Origin of the sequence: Streptomyces sp. 4N509B (assembly GCF_052245655.1) — a bacterium.
GTDB lineage: Bacteria > Actinomycetota > Actinomycetes > Streptomycetales > Streptomycetaceae > Streptomyces.
On the sequence record NZ_JBQQBZ010000007.1, the window covers coordinates 24,160 to 42,701 of the forward strand.

The 18,542-nt window shown below is 74.0% G+C and carries 15 protein-coding genes; 6 read left to right on the forward strand and 9 right to left on the reverse strand.

Annotated elements, in window-relative coordinates; all coding sequences use genetic code 11:
- Window positions 1-2: 2 nt before the first annotated feature.
- A complete protein-coding gene (locus ACTWP5_RS09770) occupies window positions 3-986 on the reverse strand; it encodes an ABC transporter permease (protein ID WP_443220416.1) in 984 nt (327 codons plus the stop codon).
- 8 nt (window positions 987-994) lie between these two features.
- Window positions 995-2,674, reverse strand: coding sequence for an ABC transporter substrate-binding protein (locus ACTWP5_RS09775; RefSeq protein WP_443220417.1), 1,680 nt, complete (start codon window positions 2,672-2,674; stop codon window positions 995-997).
- A 317-nt stretch (window positions 2,675-2,991) separates the two neighbouring features.
- On the opposite strand from ACTWP5_RS09775, the gene ACTWP5_RS09780 reads away from it, so the two are divergent.
- Together ACTWP5_RS09780 and ACTWP5_RS09785 are read left to right on the forward strand one after the other, a co-directional pair.
- Window positions 2,992-4,017 (forward strand): LacI family DNA-binding transcriptional regulator, encoded by a 1,026-nt coding sequence (locus tag ACTWP5_RS09780; protein ID WP_443220418.1) that lies wholly within the window; start codon window positions 2,992-2,994, stop codon window positions 4,015-4,017.
- Between the two features lie 182 nt (window positions 4,018-4,199).
- A complete protein-coding gene (locus ACTWP5_RS09785) occupies window positions 4,200-6,188 on the forward strand; it encodes a cellulase family glycosylhydrolase (RefSeq protein WP_443220565.1) in 1,989 nt (662 codons plus the stop codon).
- A gap of 24 nt (window positions 6,189-6,212) precedes the next feature.
- Here ACTWP5_RS09785 and ACTWP5_RS09790 read toward each other — a convergent pair whose 3' ends face one another.
- From ACTWP5_RS09790 to allB, 4 genes are all read right to left on the reverse strand, one after another.
- Window positions 6,213-7,418: a cytochrome P450 family protein gene (locus tag ACTWP5_RS09790; RefSeq protein ID WP_443220419.1), complete on the reverse strand. Its 1,206-nt coding sequence runs from the start codon at window positions 7,416-7,418 to the stop codon at window positions 6,213-6,215.
- Between the two features lie 225 nt (window positions 7,419-7,643).
- The gene (locus ACTWP5_RS09795; protein WP_443220420.1) at window positions 7,644-8,075 is read right to left on the reverse strand and encodes a ribonuclease domain-containing protein; all 432 of its coding nucleotides are present in this window, start codon (window positions 8,073-8,075) and stop codon (window positions 7,644-7,646) included.
- Window positions 8,076-8,267: 192 nt separating this feature from the next.
- Window positions 8,268-9,434 (reverse strand): allantoicase, encoded by a 1,167-nt coding sequence (gene alc / locus ACTWP5_RS09800; protein ID WP_443220421.1) that lies wholly within the window; start codon window positions 9,432-9,434, stop codon window positions 8,268-8,270.
- Complete coding sequence (gene allB, locus ACTWP5_RS09805; protein WP_443220422.1) at window positions 9,431-10,882, reverse strand: allantoinase AllB; 1,452 nt, start codon at window positions 10,880-10,882, stop codon at window positions 9,431-9,433. The genes alc and allB overlap by 4 nt, the downstream gene beginning before the upstream one ends.
- A 109-nt stretch (window positions 10,883-10,991) precedes the next feature.
- Here allB and ACTWP5_RS09810 point away from each other — a divergent pair, with 109 nt between their 5' ends.
- Genes ACTWP5_RS09810 through aceB form a run of 4 tightly spaced genes read left to right on the forward strand, consistent with a single transcriptional unit; the run spans window position 10,992 to window position 15,330 of the window.
- Window positions 10,992-11,837: an IclR family transcriptional regulator gene (locus tag ACTWP5_RS09810; protein ID WP_443220423.1), complete on the forward strand. Its 846-nt coding sequence runs from the start codon at window positions 10,992-10,994 to the stop codon at window positions 11,835-11,837.
- Between the two features lie 33 nt (window positions 11,838-11,870).
- Window positions 11,871-13,010: a serine hydrolase domain-containing protein gene (locus ACTWP5_RS09815; RefSeq protein ID WP_443220424.1), complete on the forward strand. Its 1,140-nt coding sequence runs from the start codon at window positions 11,871-11,873 to the stop codon at window positions 13,008-13,010.
- Window positions 13,011-13,019: 9 nt separating this feature from the next.
- On the forward strand, window positions 13,020-13,652 hold the full coding sequence (locus ACTWP5_RS09820) for a nucleotidyltransferase family protein (protein WP_443220425.1): 633 nt from the start codon (window positions 13,020-13,022) through the stop codon (window positions 13,650-13,652).
- A 49-nt stretch (window positions 13,653-13,701) separates the two neighbouring features.
- Window positions 13,702-15,330: a malate synthase A gene (gene aceB / locus ACTWP5_RS09825; RefSeq protein WP_443220426.1), complete on the forward strand. Its 1,629-nt coding sequence runs from the start codon at window positions 13,702-13,704 to the stop codon at window positions 15,328-15,330.
- A 42-nt stretch (window positions 15,331-15,372) separates the two neighbouring features.
- Here the strand turns inward: aceB and ACTWP5_RS09830 are convergent, their stop codons facing one another.
- The 3 genes from ACTWP5_RS09830 to uraD are packed head-to-tail and all read right to left on the reverse strand — an operon-like array spanning window position 15,373 to window position 18,527.
- Complete coding sequence (locus ACTWP5_RS09830; RefSeq protein ID WP_443220427.1) at window positions 15,373-16,743, reverse strand: 8-oxoguanine deaminase; 1,371 nt, start codon at window positions 16,741-16,743, stop codon at window positions 15,373-15,375.
- Window positions 16,740-17,672: a factor-independent urate hydroxylase gene (gene pucL, locus ACTWP5_RS09835; protein WP_443220428.1), complete on the reverse strand. Its 933-nt coding sequence runs from the start codon at window positions 17,670-17,672 to the stop codon at window positions 16,740-16,742. The genes ACTWP5_RS09830 and pucL overlap by 4 nt, the downstream gene beginning before the upstream one ends.
- Before the next feature lie 9 nt (window positions 17,673-17,681).
- Window positions 17,682-18,527 carry a 2-oxo-4-hydroxy-4-carboxy-5-ureidoimidazoline decarboxylase gene (gene uraD, locus ACTWP5_RS09840; RefSeq protein WP_443220429.1) on the reverse strand — a complete coding sequence of 282 codons (846 nt, stop codon included), beginning with the start codon at window positions 18,525-18,527 and terminating at the stop codon, window positions 17,682-17,684.
- Window positions 18,528-18,542: the final 15 nt, after the last annotated feature.

Here is an 18,542-nt window from a genome sequence, read left to right on the forward strand (position 1 = left end):
CGTCACCCCTGCCTGGTGCGGGGGTCGACGAAGCCGTAGAGGAGGTCCACCAGGAAGTTGGCGGCCAGCACGGCGAAGGTGATCATGAGGAAGATGGCCTGCATGAGGGGGTAGTCGTTGTTCTCGACGGCCTGGAGCATCAGGTAACCCATCCCGGGATAGGAGAAGACGATCTCCATGACGAGGGAGCCGCTGACGATGAAGCCCAGGGTGATGGCGAAGCCGGCGACGGACGGCAGCACCGCGTTGCGGGCGGCGTAGCCGAGCATGATGCGACGCGGCGGCAGGCCCTTGGCCTCGGCGGCGGTGATGTAGTCCTCGGAGAGGGTGGAGACCATCATGTTCCGCATGCCGAGCATCCAGCCGCCGACGGAGCTGACGATGATCGTGACGGCGGGCAGCACGGCGTGGGAGACGGCGGAGGAGAGGAAGCCGCCGGACAGGCCGGGGTCGTAGGCGAACTCGTCGTAGCCCCCGCCGAGCGGGAAGAGACGCCACACCTGGCCGAAGTAGTAGAGGACGAGCAGGGCGACCCAGAAGTACGGGATGGCGGCCAGGAACGTCGTGGACGGCACGAGCGAGTCGAGCCAGCTGCCGCGGCGCCACCCCGCCAGCGCGCCCAGGGTCAGACCCAGGGCGACGCTGATCAGGGTGGCCACGCCCACCAGGACGATGGTCCAGGGCACCGCGTCGTTCAGGACCTCGCTCACCGGGGCGGGGAAGTAGGTGATCGAGAGCCCGAAGTCGAAGCGGAGCAGCTGGAGCAGGTAGTCCCCGTACTGCTGGAGGATGTTGCCCGTGCCCAGGCCCAGCATCTCCGCCAGGGCCTCCTCCCGGCCCTCGGGCACGGGGCCGTACTGCGACTGCCGGGCGATGATGAGCTGGACCGGGTCGCCCGGGATGAGCCGCGGGAGGAGGAAGTTGAGGGTCACGGCCACCCAGGCGGCGATGGCGTAGAACCCGAGCTTCCGCAGGAGGAAACGCACGTCTGCCCTCACTCCGCGGGGGTGAGGCGGGCGCCGACCCAGCCGCCGTCGGGGTCCAGCCAGACGGCGGGCGAGGCGTAGGTGTCCTCGACCGTCGGGTACCCGGCGACGTCGTTGCCGTCGAACTCCATCATGGCCTGGGCGCCGAAGAGCGGGATGACGGGCATGTCCTCCACGAACTCCTGCTGGATGGTGTGGAAGTGCGGCAGCTGCTCCTCGGCGTCGCTGGTGTCCGCGATGGCGCGCAGGGCGTCGTCGATCGCGGGGTTGGAGTACCGGCCGTAGTTGCCGTCGTTGGAGGGCTCGCCGATGGGCTTCACCAGGCTGCTGGAGAGCATCTGCCAGTAGTAGCCGCGCACGTCGGGGGTGTAGCCGACGCTGTCGAGGACCAGCTCGAAGTTGCCCTCGTTGCGGTTCTGGGTCCACTGGGCGTGGGAGATCGCGTTGACCTCCAGCTCGATGCCGACCTCGGCGAGCTGCTGCTTGGCCATGTCGGCCAGGGTGATGTAGTCGGTCCAGCCGTTGACGAGGGAGACCTCGACCGACAGCCGCTCGCCGTCCCTGGTCCAGCGTCCCGAGGAGTCCTGGGTGTACCCGGCGCCGGACAGGTGCTCGGCGACGGCCTCGGCGCCCGTGTCGAACTCGGCGTCGGCGAGGGCGGGGTCGAGCACCTCCTCGAAGTTGGGCAGCAGCAGGCCGGAGGGGTTGGCCGGCGGGTTCTGCCCGGAGTAGACGCTCTCGTTCATGAAGTCGCGGTCGAGGGCGGCGGATATCGCGTGCCGGACGGCGGGGTCGGCGGTGGGCCCCTCCTCGGCGTTGGGGAGGAGGACCGCGGTCGCGAGCGGGATGTTGACCAGCTCGAAGTTCGGGTCCTTGGAGAGGTAGTTCTCCTCGACCTGCGGGATGTAGGAGCCGGCCCAGTCGACCTCGCCCGCGGCGATGGCGGCGTTCACGGCGTTGTTGCCGGAGAAGGAGCGGAACTGCACGGCGTCGAAGCCCGGCAGGCCCTCGACGTAGTAGTCGTCGCGGGCGGTGAGGATCATGGACTGACCCTCGACGGAGTCCACGCGCCAGGCCCCGGTGCCGACCGGCTCCTCGTTCATCCACGTGGTCTTCTCGTCGTCGGGGACCTCCGACCAGATGTGCTCGGGGACGATCTTCTGCTTGCCGAGGAGGAAGAACTCCTGCGTGAACGCCGACTCGGTGAAGGTGATCACCACCGTGTCCTCGCCCTCGGAGGCCACGGTGTCGATGGGCAGGGCGTAGGTGTTCAACGCCGGGTTGTTGGCCGCGAGTTCGAAGGTGTAGACGACGTCGTCCACGGTGAACGGCTCGCCGTCGTTCCAGGTGACGCCCGACCTGATGGTGAGGGTCAGCGTCCTACCGTCCTCGGACCAGGTGTAGTCCTCGCCGAGCCAGGGCTGGACGTCTCCCGACCTGGCGCCGTTGAAGAAGAACAGCGGCTCGTAGATCCAGCCGTTGGTGGCCTGGAGCGGCTCCGGGGAGAACGGGTTGAAGTTGGCGACGATGTTGCCGGTGAGGCCGGTGGCGACGGTGAGCACGTCGCGGCCGCCGCCGCTGCCGTTGCCGCCGGACTCCCCGGCGCAGCCCGCCGTGACGGCGGCGAGCGCGAGGGCGGCGGACGCGGCCGTCAGCCGGCGGATAAGGGAGCTTCTGGGTGCGGTCATGGATCGATCCCCTGGTCGGTGCGCGCGCCGGCAGGCTCGCGCAGACGGTCTCGGGTGGGTGACGGGCGGTGACAGGATGAACGTGTGTCGACGTGGTGCCGGGCGTGCGTGGTCCGAGGGACGGTGGCGCTCGGTGCCGGGGCGGTCCGCACGCCGCCGGCATCGTGTGCCAGGAAATTAGAGCCGCGCTAATCGGCTGTCAATGCCGCTGCATTGCTTTTCTGCCGCGTCTTCGACAACGATGTCCTGCACCGTCGCTGAACCGGATTAGTGATGCGCCCTCGTCGGCGCAGCGTGGAGCCGTTCGAGGAGTAGCGTTGAAGCGTCCGACCATGCAGGACATCGCCCACCGCGCGGGCGTCACCAAGGCCGCCGTCTCCTTCGCGCTGAACGGCAGGCCAGGGGTGTCCGAGGCGACGCGACGGCGCATACTGGCGATCGCCGAGGAGTTGGGCTGGCAGCCCAGCAGCGCGGCGCGGGCCCTGTCCGACGGGCGCTCCGGCTCGTTCGGCCTGGTCATCGACCGGCCCGCGCGGACGCTCGGCCTGGAGCCGTTCTTCATGCAGCTCATCTCGGGCATCCAGGCCGAACTGGCGCGGGACACGAGCCCGTTGCTGCTGACGATGGCCGAGGACCAGACGGCCGAGATCGCGCTCTACCGCACCTGGTGGGCGCGGCGGCTGGTGGACGGCGTCTTCCTGGTGGACCTCCAGGTCGACGACGCGCGGGTGCCCGCCCTGGAGGCGCTCGGGATGCCGGCGGTGGTGATCGGCGCGCCGGTGGGCACGGGCGGGCTGCCGGCGGTCTGGAGCGACGAGGCACGCGCCGTCGAGACGGCGGTGCGCCACCTGACCGACCTCGGCCACCGCCGCCTGGCGCGGGTGGCGGGGCCGGCACACCTGCGCCACACGCGGATTCGCACCACGGCGTTCGAGCAGGTCACCGCCGCGATGGGGCTGTCGGGGCGGACCGTGGAGGCCGACTACAGCGGGGAGTCGGGATCGGCGGCCACCCGGCGGCTGCTGGCCGCGCCGCCCGCCGCGCGGCCGACGGCGATCGTCTACGACAACGACGTGATGGCCCTCTCGGGGCTCGCCGCCGCCCAGAGCCTGGGGCTCGACGTGCCCGGCGAGCTGTCGATCGTGGCCTGGGACGACTCGGCGCTGTGCGAGCTGGTCCGCCCCTCGCTGACGGCGCTCAGCCGCGACATCGCGGCCCACGGCGCCCACGCCGCGCGGCTGCTGCGGCAGGCGGCGGGCGGCGAGGAGGTGGGGAACGTCCAGGACCCGGCGCCCACGCTGCGGCTGCGCGGCTCGACCGCGACCCCGCCTTCCGCGCGGTGACGTAAACCGGTTTAGACCAGACCTGGTTCCCTGTCTGATGACGGCCTGGGCCCTCTTGACGCTGAACCGGTATAGCAACTTCACTGTCTGTCTGCGCGGCACGTGACGTCCGCACCGGGCCGACGCGCCACTTTCCCTTGCCCTGACCACCCCCCTATCTCGCAGAGGGAGTACCGGGAATGATGGAGCGCCCTTCGCTTCGGCTGCCCACAGACGGCCCCGTGCCGTTCTGGCTGGGCGCCAACTACTGGTCACGCACCGGCGGCCCGCTGATGTGGCGGTCGTACGACGGCGACGTCGTCACCGAGGAGTTGCGCACGCTGCGCGACCACGGGCTGACGATGACCCGCTCGTTCTACTACTGGCCGGACTTCCACCCCGAGCCCGACCGCGTCGACGAGGAGATGTGCGCCCGCTACGCCGACTTCCTCGACCGCCACCAGGCGCTCGGCATGGCCACCGTGCCGACCTTCGTCGTCGGCCACATGTCGGGCGAGAACTGGGACCCGTCCTGGCGCGGCGGGCGCGACCTGTACGGCGACGTGTGGCTGGTGGCGCGCCAGGCGTGGTTCGTCCGCGAGATGACGCGCCGCTTCGCCGACCACCCCGCGGTGGCCGGCTGGCTCATATCCAACGAGATGCCGATCTACGGCTCCCCGCCCGGCGAGCCCGAGGCGCCGCGCGAGGCCGTCGCCTCCTGGGCGCAGCTGGTCGTCGACGCCGTGCGCGCGGGCGGCGGCACGCAGCCGGTCTCGCTGGGCGACGGCGCCTGGGGCCTGGAGAACACCGGCCAGGACAACGGCTTCCGGCTGCGGGACACCGCCGAGCTGTGCGACTTCCTCGGCCCGCACGTCTACCGGATGGAGGACGACCCGGTCCGCCAGCACCACGCGGCGGCCTGGGTCTGCGAGCTGACCGGCACCTTCGGCCGCCCGGTGGTGCTGGAGGAGTTCGGCCTGACGAGCGCGTTCACCTCCGACGCGGGCGCGGCGCGGTACTACCGGCAGGCGCTGCACACCTCGCTGCTCGCGGGCGCGACCGGCTGGATGGCGTGGAACAACACCGACTACGACGCGCTGCGGGACCAGCCGCCCTACCGGCACCACGCGTTCGAGATGCACTTCGGCATCACCGACGCGACGGGCGCCCCCAAGGCCCCGCTGCGCGAACTGCGGGCCTTCGCCGAGGTGCTGGACGCCGTGGACGCCACGCGCTGCCGGCGCGCGGCCAGCGACACCGCGCTGGTCGTCTCCTCCTACCTCGACACGCTCTACCCGTTCACCCGGCCCGAGGACCGCCCGTACGTGCAGCGCACGGGACGCCAGGCGTGGATCGCCGCCCGGCTCGCCGACGCGCCGCCGGCGGTGGTGCGTGAGAGCGACGGCCCGCTGCCCTCGGGGGCGCGGCTGTACCTGGTGCCCTCGGTCAAACAGCTGCTCTCCCCCACCTGGTTCCGGCTGGAGGAGCTGGCCCGGGAGGGGGCGACGGTCTACGTCTCGTACTCGCCCGGGGCGCACGAGGAGCAGCGCGGCCCGTGGTACGCCCACCTCGACCGGCTCTTCGGCGTCCGCCACCAGCTGGAGTACGGGCTGGTCGACCCGATCGAGGACGACGAGGTCGTCCTCACCTTCGAGCGCGATCTCGGGAGCCTCACGGCCGGGGCGACGCTGCGCTTCCGCGCCGCGGGCACGAGCGACAACCGTGTCTTCCTCCCCGTCGAGCCGACCGACGCCGAGGTGCTGGCCCGCGACGGCCGCGGCCGCCCCGCGCTGCTGCGGCGCGCGGTGGGGGCGGGCTCGGTCGTGCTGTGCACGTACCCGATCGAGCACATGGCGGCGGTGACGCCGCGGGTCAACCCGGAGGACACGAGCCTGCTCTACGAGGCGTTGGCGGTGGCCGCCGGCGTCGAGCGGCCCGTCACGGTGGCGGACCACCGCGTGGCGGTGGACCGGCTGGTGCACGAGGACGGGCGGAGTTTCGTCTGGCTGGTGAGCCAGTGCCCCGAGCCGCTGTCGGTCAAGCCGTCGCTGCCGGCGGGCGCCCGGCTGCTGCCGCTCGACGGCGACGGCGACGACAGCGAGGGCGGCGCGCGGGGGGCGGAGGTCGAGGCGAGCGGGGCGGTGACGCTGGCCCCCTACGGCGTGGCGGTGCTGCGGCTGGTCACCCCCTGAGGGTGCCGTGGGCCCGAGACGTCCTCAGCGCCACCGCACGAGGAGACGGTCGGGCCCGCGGATCAGCATCCCGCCGCGCCAGGAGAGCGCTGCGGGATCCTCGTCCAACGCGAGGTCGGGCGCCGCCTCCCACAGCGACCGGATGGCGACGGCGCCCTCCAGCCGGCCGAGGGAGGCCCCCAGGCAGTGGTGGATGCCGTGGCCGAAGGCGAGGTGGCCCCGGGTCTCGCGGCGGATGTCGAAGCGCTCGGGGTCCTCGAAGCGGGCCGCGTCACGGTGGGCGTCGCCGATGACGGGCAGCACCAGCTCGCCGCCTCCGGGGATGACGACGCCGCCGATCTCGACGGGCTCGACGGTGAAGCGGAACGTCGACGTCAGCACCGGGCCGTCGTAGCGCAGCATCTCCTCGACCGCGCCGTCCAGCAGCCCCCAGTCGGCGCGCAGCGCGGCCAGCTGCGCCGGGTGGCGCAGCAGGGACAGCACGCCGTTGGTGACGAGGTGGACCGTGGTCTCGTGTCCGGCGACCAGCATCAGCCAGGCGGTGGCGAGGAGTTCGTCGGGCGAGAGCCGGTCGCCGTCCTCGTCCGCGGTGGTGATCAGGGCGCTGAGCAGGTCCTCGCCCGGCGTCTCGCGCTTGGCGGCGACGAGGCCGACGAGGTGCTCCTTCATGAGGCGGAGCGCGGACTGCTTCTCCTCGGGTGGGGCGGGGCCCAAGAGGGTGTTGGACCAGGTGCGGAAGTGCTCCCGGGCGAGGTGCGGGACGCCGAGCAGCTCGCAGATGACGGTGATGGGCAGGGGGAAGGCGAGGCCCGTCACGAGGTCGGCGCGGCCCTCGGGGGCGGACAGCATGGCGGCGAGGAGTTCGTCGGTGATCTGCTGGACGCGTGGGGCCAGGGACCTGAGGCGTTCGGGGGTGAACTCCCGCGTCACGAGGCGGCGCAGCCTGGTGTGGTCGGGCGGGTCGGCTCCGAGCATGTGGTAGCCGGTGGAGACGCGCAGCTTTCTCAGCTTCTCGGCGGCCCGGCGCCACTCCTTGCTGAGCCGGGGGTCGGCCAGGGTGGCCCGCACCTCGTCGTAGCCGACCACGAGCCAGCCGTCGGTGCCCCTGGCCATGCGGATCCGGTGCACGGGGCCGCGTCGGCGCAGCTCGGCGAAGGTCGGGTACGGGTCGCTGGCGAAGTCGGTGCCCAGCTCCCTGCTCAGGTCGGCGAGGTCCACGATCGCGGTCATGAGGTGATGCTGGACGGCGCCGGGCGCCTCAAACGTGGTGCGCCGGGGGCGTGGGGGGACGTGGGGACCTGAGGGCACGTGAAGACACGTTGAGGGCAGGTGGGGAAGGGAGGTCGGGGCAGCGCGGGGGAACGGCCGGGGCCGTCGGGAACGTGGAGCGGCGCCGGGCCCGGGAGGGCACGGGGCCCGGCGCCGCGTGTGGGGGGACGCGAGTCGGCGGGGGTGTCAGCAGGAGTGGTCGACGAGGTCGAAGGACTCGTAGTGGTCGGCGGTGTAGTAGTCCTCCTGGTAGTCCTCGCCGGTGACGATGCGACGGGCGCCGCGGTCGTCACTGCCCGGCGTCTCCACGGTGTACTCGTGGTAGTAGCCGGTGGACTGGGCGGGCAGCAGGCCCTCGCGGTTGTAGAAGATCCCGCCGTCCTGGGGGTAGGGGAACGGGCCACCGACGTCGATGAGGTACAGGGTGTCGTGGGCCTCGGCGGGCAGGTCGCTGTAGCAGATGTCGCCGAAGTCGAGCGGAACGACGGCGGTGTTCGTGGGGGTGGTGGGGACCGTGGGGGTGGCGGCGGACGCCGCCGCCGGGCCGCCGATGAACAGGGTCGCGAGCAGGGAGGCGGCGACGCCGACGCTCCGGGCTCCACGCAGGTTCATGCTCATGCCAATCAGGGTGACGCGCGTAGTGTGATGCGCGTCAACCCGGCATCCGGGATATTTCCCAGGAATTCACGGGAAGAGGCCCCTACTCCACAGCTTCTCCCCACGCCGCCCCCGCCCGGGGCCCGTCCGGCGGATCGTGCGTCAGGCGACGCGACCCGGTCCGGCACGGTTCCACCGGCCAGACCCCGGAGGTCACCGGCCCAGCGCGCGGTGACGGGCCGTCAGCCGCTCGGCGCCGTCGGGCGTCAGGGAGCCGTACAGGCGCAGCCTCGCCAGTCCGCCGTCGGGGAAGACCTCCAGCCGGGCGTGGGTGGCGGGCGGCACGGCGCCCGCGTCGAGGACGAAACGGTGGGTCGCGTCGGGCCGCAGCCGGCTGCGCGGCACCACCTCCCGCCAGTCGCCGCCGCTCCCGTCCGAGGCGGCGTCGGCGACCGACAGCGCCACCCAGCCGGGCGCGTTGCCCCGGTAGTGGCCGGTGTCCACCTCCACGGCGCGCAGGACGCCGCGTCCGGCGAGGCGGTAGCGCACCCAGTCGTGCCCCTCGTCCCGGCGGCGGCTGGTCTCCCAGCCCTCCTCCATCGAGCGGGCCCGCCCCGGCAGCAGGGTGTGGACGGGCGAGGAGTAGAAGCGGTTCGAGGCGTCCTCGACGGCGCCGCCGTGCTCCAGCGCGACCAGGTCGAAGACGCCGAGCGCCGCCAGCCACCCCGGATCGGGCACCACCTCGCCGTGGACCCGCAGCCGCGCGACGCCGCCGTCCGGGTACTGCCGCAGCCGCAGGTGCGTGACGCGCCACGCGCGGTCGACGGCGAAGGCGTTGGCGGCGTGGCCGCCCACGGGCGTGCGCGGCACCAGCTCCGCCCAGTCGGCGTCCGCGAGGCCCGCGTCCGGGTCGCCGCCGGGCGGCGGGACGGCCACGGCGGCGGCCTCGACGCTCACCTCCCGCGGGTGGTTGCCGCGGAAGTGGGCGGTGTCCACGACGAGCCCGTGCACGACCCCGGGGGCGCCGAGCCGGACGACGGCCCAGTCGTGGTCGTCAGGGCCGGGGTGCGGACGCTCGGCCGAGGGGCCCCGTCGGCGACGGGTCTCCCAGCCGTCCATCACCTTTCCCTTGTGCCCGAAGGCCGCCGCGTCGAAGCGGGCCGGGCCCGGGGTGAGGAGGTTCTCCCGCTCGGCGAAGAACTCGTCGCTCGCGGCGACGACCGAGCCGCCCAGCAGCGGGGAGGCGAGGTCGGGGAGGTGGACGAAGGGGAGGTCCCCGGGGTCGGGCGCGCGGTAGTCGGCGTACGGGTCGCCGCCGGCGTACGGGCGCGCGGGGCCCGTGAAGCGGGGGATGGCCCGACCGCTCTCTGGCCTGCTCACGTGGGCGTGACCTCCTTCGACGCCGCCGCCGGCTCCGTCGCGTCCCGTGCGTCCGGGGGTGCTGCGAGCGCCGACGGACCCGCCGCCACCCCGGCCCCCGCGCGCTCGACCAGCTCGCCGGTCGGCTCCCCCGTGACGCGCCCGTCCTCCGCCACGAGCCGCCCGCGCAGCCACGTGGCGCGGACCACGCCGCGCAGCGTGCGGCCGGCGTAGGCCGTCACGGCGTGCCGGTGGTGGAGGGCGGCCGGGTCGACGGTGAAGCCCGCCTCGGGGTCGAGGACCACGAGGTCGGCGTCGTGGCCGGCGCGGATCGCGCCCTTGCGCCCCGTCAGGCCGACCAGCCGCGCGGGCCCCTCCGCCATCCAGCGGGCCACGTCCGCCAGGCCGTGCCCCCGGTCGCGGGCGGCGGTCCAGACGGCCGGCAGCCCCAGCTGGAGGGAGGCGATGCCGCCCCAGGCGGCGCCGAAGTCCGGGACCTTCAGCTCGGGAACGCAGGGCGAGTGGTCGGAGACGACGCAGTCGAGGGTGCCGTCGCGGAGTCCGGCCCACAGCGCCTCCTGGTTGGCGGCCTCCCTGATGGGCGGGCAGCACTTGAACTCGGTGGCGCCGTCGGGCACCTCCTCCGCCGTCAGGGTCAGGAAGTGCGGGCAGGTCTCGGCGGTCACCCGCACCCCGGCGGCGCGTGCCCCGGCGATCAGCGGCAGCGCCTCGGCGGAGGACAGGTGCAGCACGTGGACGCGGGTCCGAAGCCGCCGCGCGAGCTCGACCAGCCGGGCGACGGCCGCGTTCTCGGCCGCGCGGGGGCGGGAGGCGAGGAAGGCGCCGTACCGCCGGCTGCCGTCGGGTGAGGGGGCCGCCGCCAGCTGGTCCGGGTCCTCGGCGTGGACGACGAGCAGGCCGTCGAAGGCGGCGATCTCGGCCATCGCGGCGGCGAGGTGGGCGTCGTCGAGCTCCGGGAACTCCTCGACCCCCGACGGGGAGAGGAAGCACTTGAACCCGAGGACCCCGGCGTCGTGCAGGGGGCGCAGCTCGGCGAGGTTGTCGGGGACCGCGCCGCCCCAGAAGCCGAGGTCGGTGTGGACGCGGGAGCGGGCGGCGCGGCGCTTGACGGCGAGGTGGGCGGGGGTGGTGGTGGGCGGGACGCTGTTGAGCGGCATGTCCACGAGGGTGGTGACGCCGCCGGCCACGGCGGCGGCCGTCGCGGTGGCGAAGCCCTCCCAGGCGGTGCGGCCCGGCTCGTTGATGTGGACGTGGGTGTCGACGAGGCCGGGCAACAGCGCCGCGTCGCCGTAGTCCGCCACGCGGGCGGCGCGGGGCGGCACCCAGTCGTGCGGGTGCACGGCGGCGATCCGGCCGCCCGCGACGGCGACGGCGGCGGGGCCGACGCCCTCGGGGGTGACCACGCGGGTGGAGCGCAGCACGATCTCGACCACGGAGGATCCTTTCATCCACCATGCTTCAACGTTCTGTTGAAGCGATGGTCGGGCGTGCCGCCCCGCCCGTCAAGCGGGGAGTAGGCTGCCTCATGGCCTGCCTGGAGCCGAAAGGAACGACGAGGTGCCGCCCTTCGACCCCCGCAAGTCCACCGCCGGCACCGCCAGCGGCAGCGGCGGCGTCCAGTCCCTGGAGCGCGCCTTCGGGCTGCTGGAGCGCATGGCCGACGCGGGGGGCGAGACGGGGCTGAGCGAGCTGGCGGCCAGCAGCGGCCTCCCCCTGCCGACCATCCACCGCCTGATGCGCACCCTCGTCGCCTGCGGATACGTCCGCCAACAGCCCAACCGCCGCTACGCGCTCGGGCCACGCCTGATCCGCCTGGGCGAGGCGGCGGCCAGGCCGCTGGCCACCTGGGCCAGGCCGCACCTGGCACGGCTGGTCGAGGGCACGGGCGAGACGGCGAACATGGCGCTGCTCGACGGCGACGAGGTGGTGTACGTCGCGCAGGTGCCCTCGCGCCACTCGATGCGGATGTTCACCGAGGTCGGACGGCGGGTGCTGCCGCACTGCACGGGCGTGGGCAAGGCGCTGCTGGCCGGCCTGCCCGACCGGGAGGTGCGCGCGCTGCTGCACCGCACCGGGATGCCGGCGGCCACCGAACGGACCATCACCTCCCCCGACGCCTTCCTCACCGCGCTCGTCGCCGTGCGGGAGACGGGCTTCGCGGTCGACGACAACGAGCAGGAGATCGGCGTGCGCTGCATCGCCGTGCGGATCCCCGGCTCCCCCACCGCCGCCGCCATCTCGGTCTCGGGGCCGGCGGGACGCCTCACGGACCAGGCGACGGACAAGCTGGTCCCGCTGCTGAAGGAGGTCGCCGGGGACCTCTCGACGCTCCTCGCCAGCCCGGCGCGCGAGCCCGACGGCGCCGGCCGACGGGCGCCGGCCGACGGCGAGGTCGGGCACTGACGACGAGCGCTGACGACGGAGGAACCCGTGGACGTGTCTGCCCGAATCGAGGAGTCCCTGTGGCGGCTCGTCGACCAGCGGCGCGAGGTCGGCCTCCAGGTCGCGGCCTACCTCGACGGCGAGTTGGTCGTCGACGCCTTCGCGGGCGTGGCCGACCCCGCGACCGGCCACGCGGTCGACGGCGACACGCTGTTCTACCTCTTCTCCTGCGGCAAGGGCGTGACGGCCACCGCCGTCCACCTGCTGGTCGACCGGGGCGTGCTGGACTACGACACCCCGATCGCCGCGTACTGGCCGGCGTTCGCCGCCCACGGCAAGGACCGCGTCACCGTCCGCCACGCCCTGACGCACGCGGCGGGCCTGCCCCACCTCCCCCCCGGCACCACCCTCGCCGAGATGTGCGACTGGGAGCGGATGTGCGAGGTCGTGGCCGACCTGACGCCGCTCTGGGAGCCCGGCACCCGCTCGGGGTACCACGCCAAGGTCTACGGCTGGCTGCTGGGCGAGACGGTGCGGCGCGCCGACGGCCGGGGCGTCGACCGGGTGGTGCGCGAGGAGATCGCGGAGCCGCTCGGCGTGGCCGACGCCCTCGCCCTCGGCATCGACGCCTCGATGCGCCCGCGCATGGCCTGGCACGTCGAGGTGGGCGAGCACGGCCCCGAGCCGGGCGGCGAGCCGGCCGACCCCGACGCGCCGCTGGAGGCGCTGCCGGCCGTGGCCCAGGCCAACCACCCCGCGCGGCAGCTGGCCTGCCTGCCACACACCTGCTCGGGAACGGCCCGGGGCCTTGCCCGGATGTACGCCGCCCTCGCTTGCGGAGGCGCGTTGGACGGCGTGCGGCTCCTTCGCGAGGAGCGGCTCGCCGAGGCGACGGCGGTCGCCTTCGACGGTCCCGACGCGCTCAGCGGCAGCCAGGTCCGCCGCGCCCTGGGCTACGTGCTGGGTGAGCCCGACTCGCCCCTGGGCCACCGGCGCGCCTTCGGCCACGTCGGCTGGGGGGAGTCGATCGGCTTCGCCGACCCCCGGCACCGCTTCGCGTTCGCCCTCGCCAAGAACGGGCTGACCGACGACTGGTCGCCCGCGTCCACCCCGCACGTCCTGGCCCGCGAGGTGCGCGCCGCGTTGGGCCTGCCGGCGGCACGGGGACGCCCCGGCGCGGGGGCACGGGCGTAGGCTCGCGCCATGGGTGACCGCGCCACGCCCCAGGCCGCCACGGGACCGGTGGCCGGGCTGCTGCTGGCCGCCGGAGGCGGGCGACGGCTGGGCGGCCGGCCGAAGGCACTCCTTCCCTTCGGCCCCGAGGGCCGGGAGCTGCTCGTGGAGCGCGCCGCACGGGCGTTGGCCGCCGCCGGCTGCCTGCCGGTCCACGTGGTGCTGGGGGCCGGCGAGGAGGAGGTGCGGGCGCGGGCCGAGCTGGCGGGCTGTGTGCTGGTGAGCAATCCCGACTGGGCCGAGGGGATGGGCTCCTCGCTGCGGGCCGGCCTCGACGCGGTGGTGGCCGCGGGCGCCGGTGCCGCGCTCGTGGCGCTCGTCGACCAGCCGTGGGTGGGACGGGACGCCTTCGCGCGGGTTCGGGCCGCCCACCGCTCGCCCGCCACCCTGGCCGCCGCCACCTACGCCGGCCGGCGCGGGCACCCCGTGCTCATCGGCGCCGCCCACGTCGCCGCCGTCGCGCGCGACGCCCGCGGCGACCGGGGCGCGCGGCGCTATCTGAGGGAGCGTGGGGCGGATCTGACGCTCGTCGAGTGCGGCGATGTCGCTCGTCCGGAGGACATCGACCATCCGGGGGATCTTCTGCGACTCTCCGCGCGTTGAAGTTCCACGATGAGGAAACTAGCATCCGTCTGCACCCTGGCCCGAAGGAGTGACCCTCGTGCGTCGAGCCGTCGTGAAGGCACCATCAGACCTGCCCCGTCAGGAGGAGATCCTCACCGACGAGGCGCTCGGCTTCCTCGCCGAGCTGCACCACCGGTTCACCCCGCGCCGCGACGCGCTGCTGGCGCGCCGGCGTGAGCGGCGAGCCGAGATCGCGCGCACCCGCCGGCTGGACTTCCCCCACGAGACGGCCGCGATCCGCCACGACCCGGCGTGGCGGGTGGCGCCGGCCCCGGCGGCGCTGCTGGACCGGCGGGTGGAGATCACGGGGCCGACCGACCGGAAGATGGCCGTGAACGCGCTGAACTCCGGCGCCCGCGTCTGGCTCGCGGACTTCGAGGACGCCTCCTCCCCCACCTGGGAGAACGTGATCGGCGGCCAGCTGACCCTGGCCGACGCCTTCCGGCGCCGCGTCGACTTCACCGACCCCGTCAGCGGCAAGGAGTACGCGCTGCGGCCCGACGCCGAGCTGGCCACCGTGGTGGCGCGGCCGCGCGGCTGGCACCTGGACGAGCGGCACGTCACGGTGGACGGCGAGCCCGTGCCCGGCGCCCTGGTCGACTTCGGCCTCTTCGTCCACCACAACGGACGGCTCCTGGCCGAGCAGGAGCGCGGCCCGTACTTCTACCTCCCGAAGCTGGAGTCCCACCTGGAGGCCCGGCTGTGGAACGACGTCTTCGTGCACGCGCAGGAGGCGCTCGGCCTGCCGCGCGGCACCATCCGGGCCACGGTGCTGATCGAGACGGTCACCGCCGCCTTCGAGATGGAGGAGATCCTCTACGAGCTGCGCGAGCACGCCTCGGGCCTGAACGCCGGCCGCTGGGACTACCTCTTCTCGATCGTGAAGAACTTCCGCGACGCCGGCCCCGCCTTCGTGCTGCCCGACAGGAACGCGGTGACGATGACGGCGCCGTTCATGCGCGCGTACACCGAGCTCCTCGTCCGCACCTGCCACAAGCGCGGCGCCCACGCCATCGGCGGCATGGCGGCGTTCATCCCCTCCCGTGACGCCGAGCTGAACGCGCGGGCGTATCTGAAGGTGAAGTCCGACAAGGACAGGGAGGCGGCCGACGGCTTCGACGGCTCCTGGGTGGCGCACCCGGGGCTGGTGACGGTGGCCCGCGAGTCCTTCGACGCGGTGCTCGGCGAGCGCCCCCACCAGAAGCACCGGCAGCGGGAGGAGGTGGAGGTCACGGCCGAGGAGCTCCTCGCGGTCGACTCCCTGCCGGCGAAGCCCACGCTGGAGGGGCTGGTCAACGCCGTCCAGGTCGGCACCCGGTACCTCCAGGCGTGGCTGGGCGGTCGGGGCGCCGTCGCCGTCTTCCACCTCATGGAGGACGTGGCCACGGCCGAGATCTCGCGCTCGCAGATCTGGCAGTGGATCAGCGCGGGCGTGGTGCTGGAGGACGGGCAGCGGGTCACCCGGGAGTTCGTGCGGGAGCTCGCCGAGGAGCAGCTGGCCGCGATCCGCGCCGAGGTCGGCGAGGAGGCGTTCGCCGCCCAGGGCTGGCAGCGGGCCTTCGACCTGCTGATGCGGCTCGCGCTCGACGAGGAGTACGTCGACTTCCTCACCCTCCCTGCGTACGAGCTGCTCACGGCGGACGAGACCCGGCTCTGACCCCTCGGCCGGCGGCCTGGCCGAAGCGCCCGTGACGGGCGGTCAGGCCGCCGCGAGCAGCCGGCGGGACTGGGCGCGGGCGGTGCGGGCCACGGTGTCCTCGTCCACGGTGAGCAGCCGGCCGTCCTCGACGACGGGGACGCCGCCCACCAGCGAGAGTGTCACGGGCGCCGGCGCCCCCAGCACCAGGGCCGCCACCGGGTCCTCGATGGTGGAGTGGCCGAGCCCGTCGAGCCGCCAGAGCACGAGGTCGGCGAGCTTGCCCGGCTCCAGCGAGCCGATCTCGTCGGCGCGGCCGAGCACCCGCGCGCCGCCGAGGGTGCCCAGGCGCAGCGCCTGGCGCGCGGTGAGGGCACGCTCGCGGTGGGGGCCGAGGCGGCTGACGAGGAGGGCGTTGCGCAGCTCGGTGTGGAGCTCGCCCGACTCGTTGGAGGCGGTGCCGTCCACGCCGAGGCCGACGGGGATGCCGGCGGCCAGCATGTCGGGGACGCGGGCGATCCCCGCGGCGAGGCGGGCGTTGGAGGACGGGCAGTGGGCCACGCCGGTGCCGGTGGCGGCGAAGGCGGAGAGGTCGGCGTCGGTCATGTGGACGCAGTGGGCCATCCACACGTCGGGTCCCAGCCAGCCGGTGGACTCCAGGTAGGCGGTGGGGCCCATGCCGAACCGGTCGTGGCAGAACCGTTCCTCCTCGACGGTCTCCGAGCCGTGCGTGTGCAGCCGGACGCCGAGGCGCCGGGCGAGCGTGGCCGCCTCGCGCAGCAGCTCGGTCGAGACGGAGAACGGCGAGCAGGGGGCGACCGCGACGTGGAGCATCGAGCCGGGCGAGGGGTCGTGGTGGGTGCGGACGGCCTCCTCCGTCGCGGCCAGCGCCGCGTCGGTGGACTCCACGGCGAAGTCGGGCGGCAGGCCGCCGGTGGACTCGCCGCGGTCCATCGAGCCGCGCGCGGCGGTGAACCGGACGCCCACGGCGCGCGCGGCCCGGATCTCCGCGGCCAGGAGGTCCCCCGCGCCGCGGGGGAAGACGTAGTGGTGGTCCATGGCGGTGGTGACGCCGCCGCGGGCCATCATCGCGAGCGACCCCTGGGCGGCGGCCTCCACCATGGGCTCGTCGATGCGGGCCCACACCGGGTAGAGCGCGACGAGCCAGTCGAAGAGGTTGGCGTTCTGCGCCAGGCCGCGGGTCAGCCACTGGTAGAAGTGGTGGTGGGTGTTGACCAGCCCGGGGGTGACGAGGTGGCCGGTGCCGTCGACGCGGCGCACGACGTCGGCGAGGTCGCGCGGCGCCGGCCCGGGGCCCACGGACTCGACGCGGTCGCCGGCCACCACGAGGTGACCGCTGGCGTGCTCGGTGCCGTCCGCGTCGACGGTGGCGACGGCGCAGTTCTCGATGACGATCCGCTTCTGGCCGCTCATCTGCCCTCTTCGAGGTTGGTCAGCTCGGTGGGAATGCGGGCCTTCGCGCCCTCGCGCAGCACCGTGGCCTCGATCAGGCCGTAGGGGCGGTCGGGCGCGGCGTACACGGCGCCGTCGGGGCCCTCGTTGCTCATGCCGAAGGGCGTCAGGTCCACCAGCAGGTGGTGCTTGTTGGGCAACGCGAGGCGGACCTCCTCGATCTCGGGGCGGTGTTCGAGGAGGCCGCTGCCCATCCGGAAGAGCGTCTGCTGGAGCGAGTACGAGTACGTCGCGGCGAACGCGTCCAGCAGGTGGCCGGTGGCGGCGACGTAGCCGGCGTCCCAGTCGGGCGCCCCCTCGTTCCCCTCCCCGGCCCCGCCCTCGCCCGTCCACGCGTGCCGCCACACGGCGGTCACCTCGGTGGCCAGCACCCGGTCCCGCGTCTCGGGCAGGGTGGTGTACCGGTCGCGGACGTAGCCGTGGAACTCGGAGTCGGTGGAGTTCAGCACCGTGAGGCCGGTCAGCCCCGTCAGCACCTCGAACCCGTCGCCCTCGTGGCTGACCTGCGCGGTGCGGGTCTCGCGGCCGGCGCGGACGAAGGAGTGCGCCGCGGCACCCGCGGTCGGGATGCGCTCCCAGAGGTGCTCGGCGATGCGGACGCGGGCCCGTTCTATCGTGGGCTGGGAGCCGACGAAGTGCCGGGCGAGGCGGATGCCGAAGTCCTCCGGGGAGTCGACGCCGTGCTCGCGGGCGAAGGCGTAGACGGTGTTCTTGACGGTGTCGGTGGGCAGCACGCTGGCGTTGGAGCCCGCGAGGTGGACCTCCTCCATCGCACCGGAGAGCGCGACGGAGACGGTGAGGTCCCTGATGTGGTGGGTGGGGCCGTCACGGGTGATCCGCACGACGCGGGTTTCGGCTTTGCCGTACTGGTTCTGGCCGAGCGTGGGCATGGTGGCGGTTCAGCTCCCTCGGTACACGGAGTAGCCGTACGGGGTGAGCAGCAGCGGCACGTGGTGGTGTTCGCCGGGGGCGGGGGCGAAGGCGACGGTCACCTCGGGGAAGAAGGACGCGCCCGCGCGGTCGCGGCCGAGGTGGGGGGCGACGTCGAAGGTGAGGCGCGCGTGCGCGGTGCCGTCGGGCAGTGGGGGGAACGCGCGGCAGCGGCCGTCGGTGTCGGTGGTGCCGGCGGCGTGGTCGGACCACGGTCCTTCCGCCGTCGCGCGGACCGAGAGCGCCACGGGCACGTCCGGGACCGGGCGTCCGACGCTGGTGTCGAGGATGTGGGTGGAGACGGTGGGCGCGGCGGCGAGGCGGCGGAGGCGAAGGCCGTTGATGCCGGCGAGTTCCGTGCGGACGGTCTCCCGCTCCTGCTCGGGGGTGTGGCCGAGCCGGCGGCTGAGCGCGTCGTGCATCTGCTCGCCGGTCAGGCCGGTGGCGCGGATCAGGAAGACGTGGCCGAAGCGTTCCTGGTAGGCGAGGTTCAGCTCCGCCATGCGCTCCCTGAGCGCGGTGGGGGCGTCGGCCATGCCGCGCTGCTCGCGGGCGGAGGTGGCGTCGCCGGGGGTGGGGCGGCCGATGGGCGGGTGGGCGGCCAGGGCCTCGGCGAGGTCGGCGGGGGTCAGGGCCGCGGTGGCGGCGTCGTTCGCGGCGAGCAACGCCCCGGCGTCGGGGAAGGGGCGGGCCGCGAGCAGCGCGTCGGCCCAGGCGTGGGAGGCGCACACCCGGCGCAGGGCACGGCGTGCGGCGCCCTCCTCGGCGGCGTTGAGCCAGGCCAGCCCGGCCTGTGGGAGGGAGGCGTCGTTCACGGGGAACAGCTAACC

Bases quoted from the DNA above. Each gene is read 5' to 3' on its own strand.
- ACTWP5_RS09790 (WP_443220419.1), bottom strand. From the start codon at position 7,418: ATGACCGCGATCGTGGACCTCGCCGACCTGAGCAGGGAGCTGGGCACC.
- pucL (WP_443220428.1), bottom strand. From the start codon at position 17,672: ATGCCCACGCTCGGCCAGAACCAGTACGGCAAAGCCGAAACCCGCGTC.
- ACTWP5_RS09785 (WP_443220565.1), top strand. From the start codon at position 4,200: ATGGAGCGCCCTTCGCTTCGGCTGCCCACAGACGGCCCCGTGCCGTTC.
- allB (WP_443220422.1), bottom strand. From the start codon at position 10,882: ATGAAAGGATCCTCCGTGGTCGAGATCGTGCTGCGCTCCACCCGCGTG.
- ACTWP5_RS09830 (WP_443220427.1), bottom strand. From the start codon at position 16,743: ATGAGCGGCCAGAAGCGGATCGTCATCGAGAACTGCGCCGTCGCCACC.
- ACTWP5_RS09820 (WP_443220425.1), top strand. From the start codon at position 13,020: ATGGGTGACCGCGCCACGCCCCAGGCCGCCACGGGACCGGTGGCCGGG.
- ACTWP5_RS09775 (WP_443220417.1), bottom strand. From the start codon at position 2,674: ATGACCGCACCCAGAAGCTCCCTTATCCGCCGGCTGACGGCCGCGTCC.
- ACTWP5_RS09795 (WP_443220420.1), bottom strand. From the start codon at position 8,075: ATGAGCATGAACCTGCGTGGAGCCCGGAGCGTCGGCGTCGCCGCCTCC.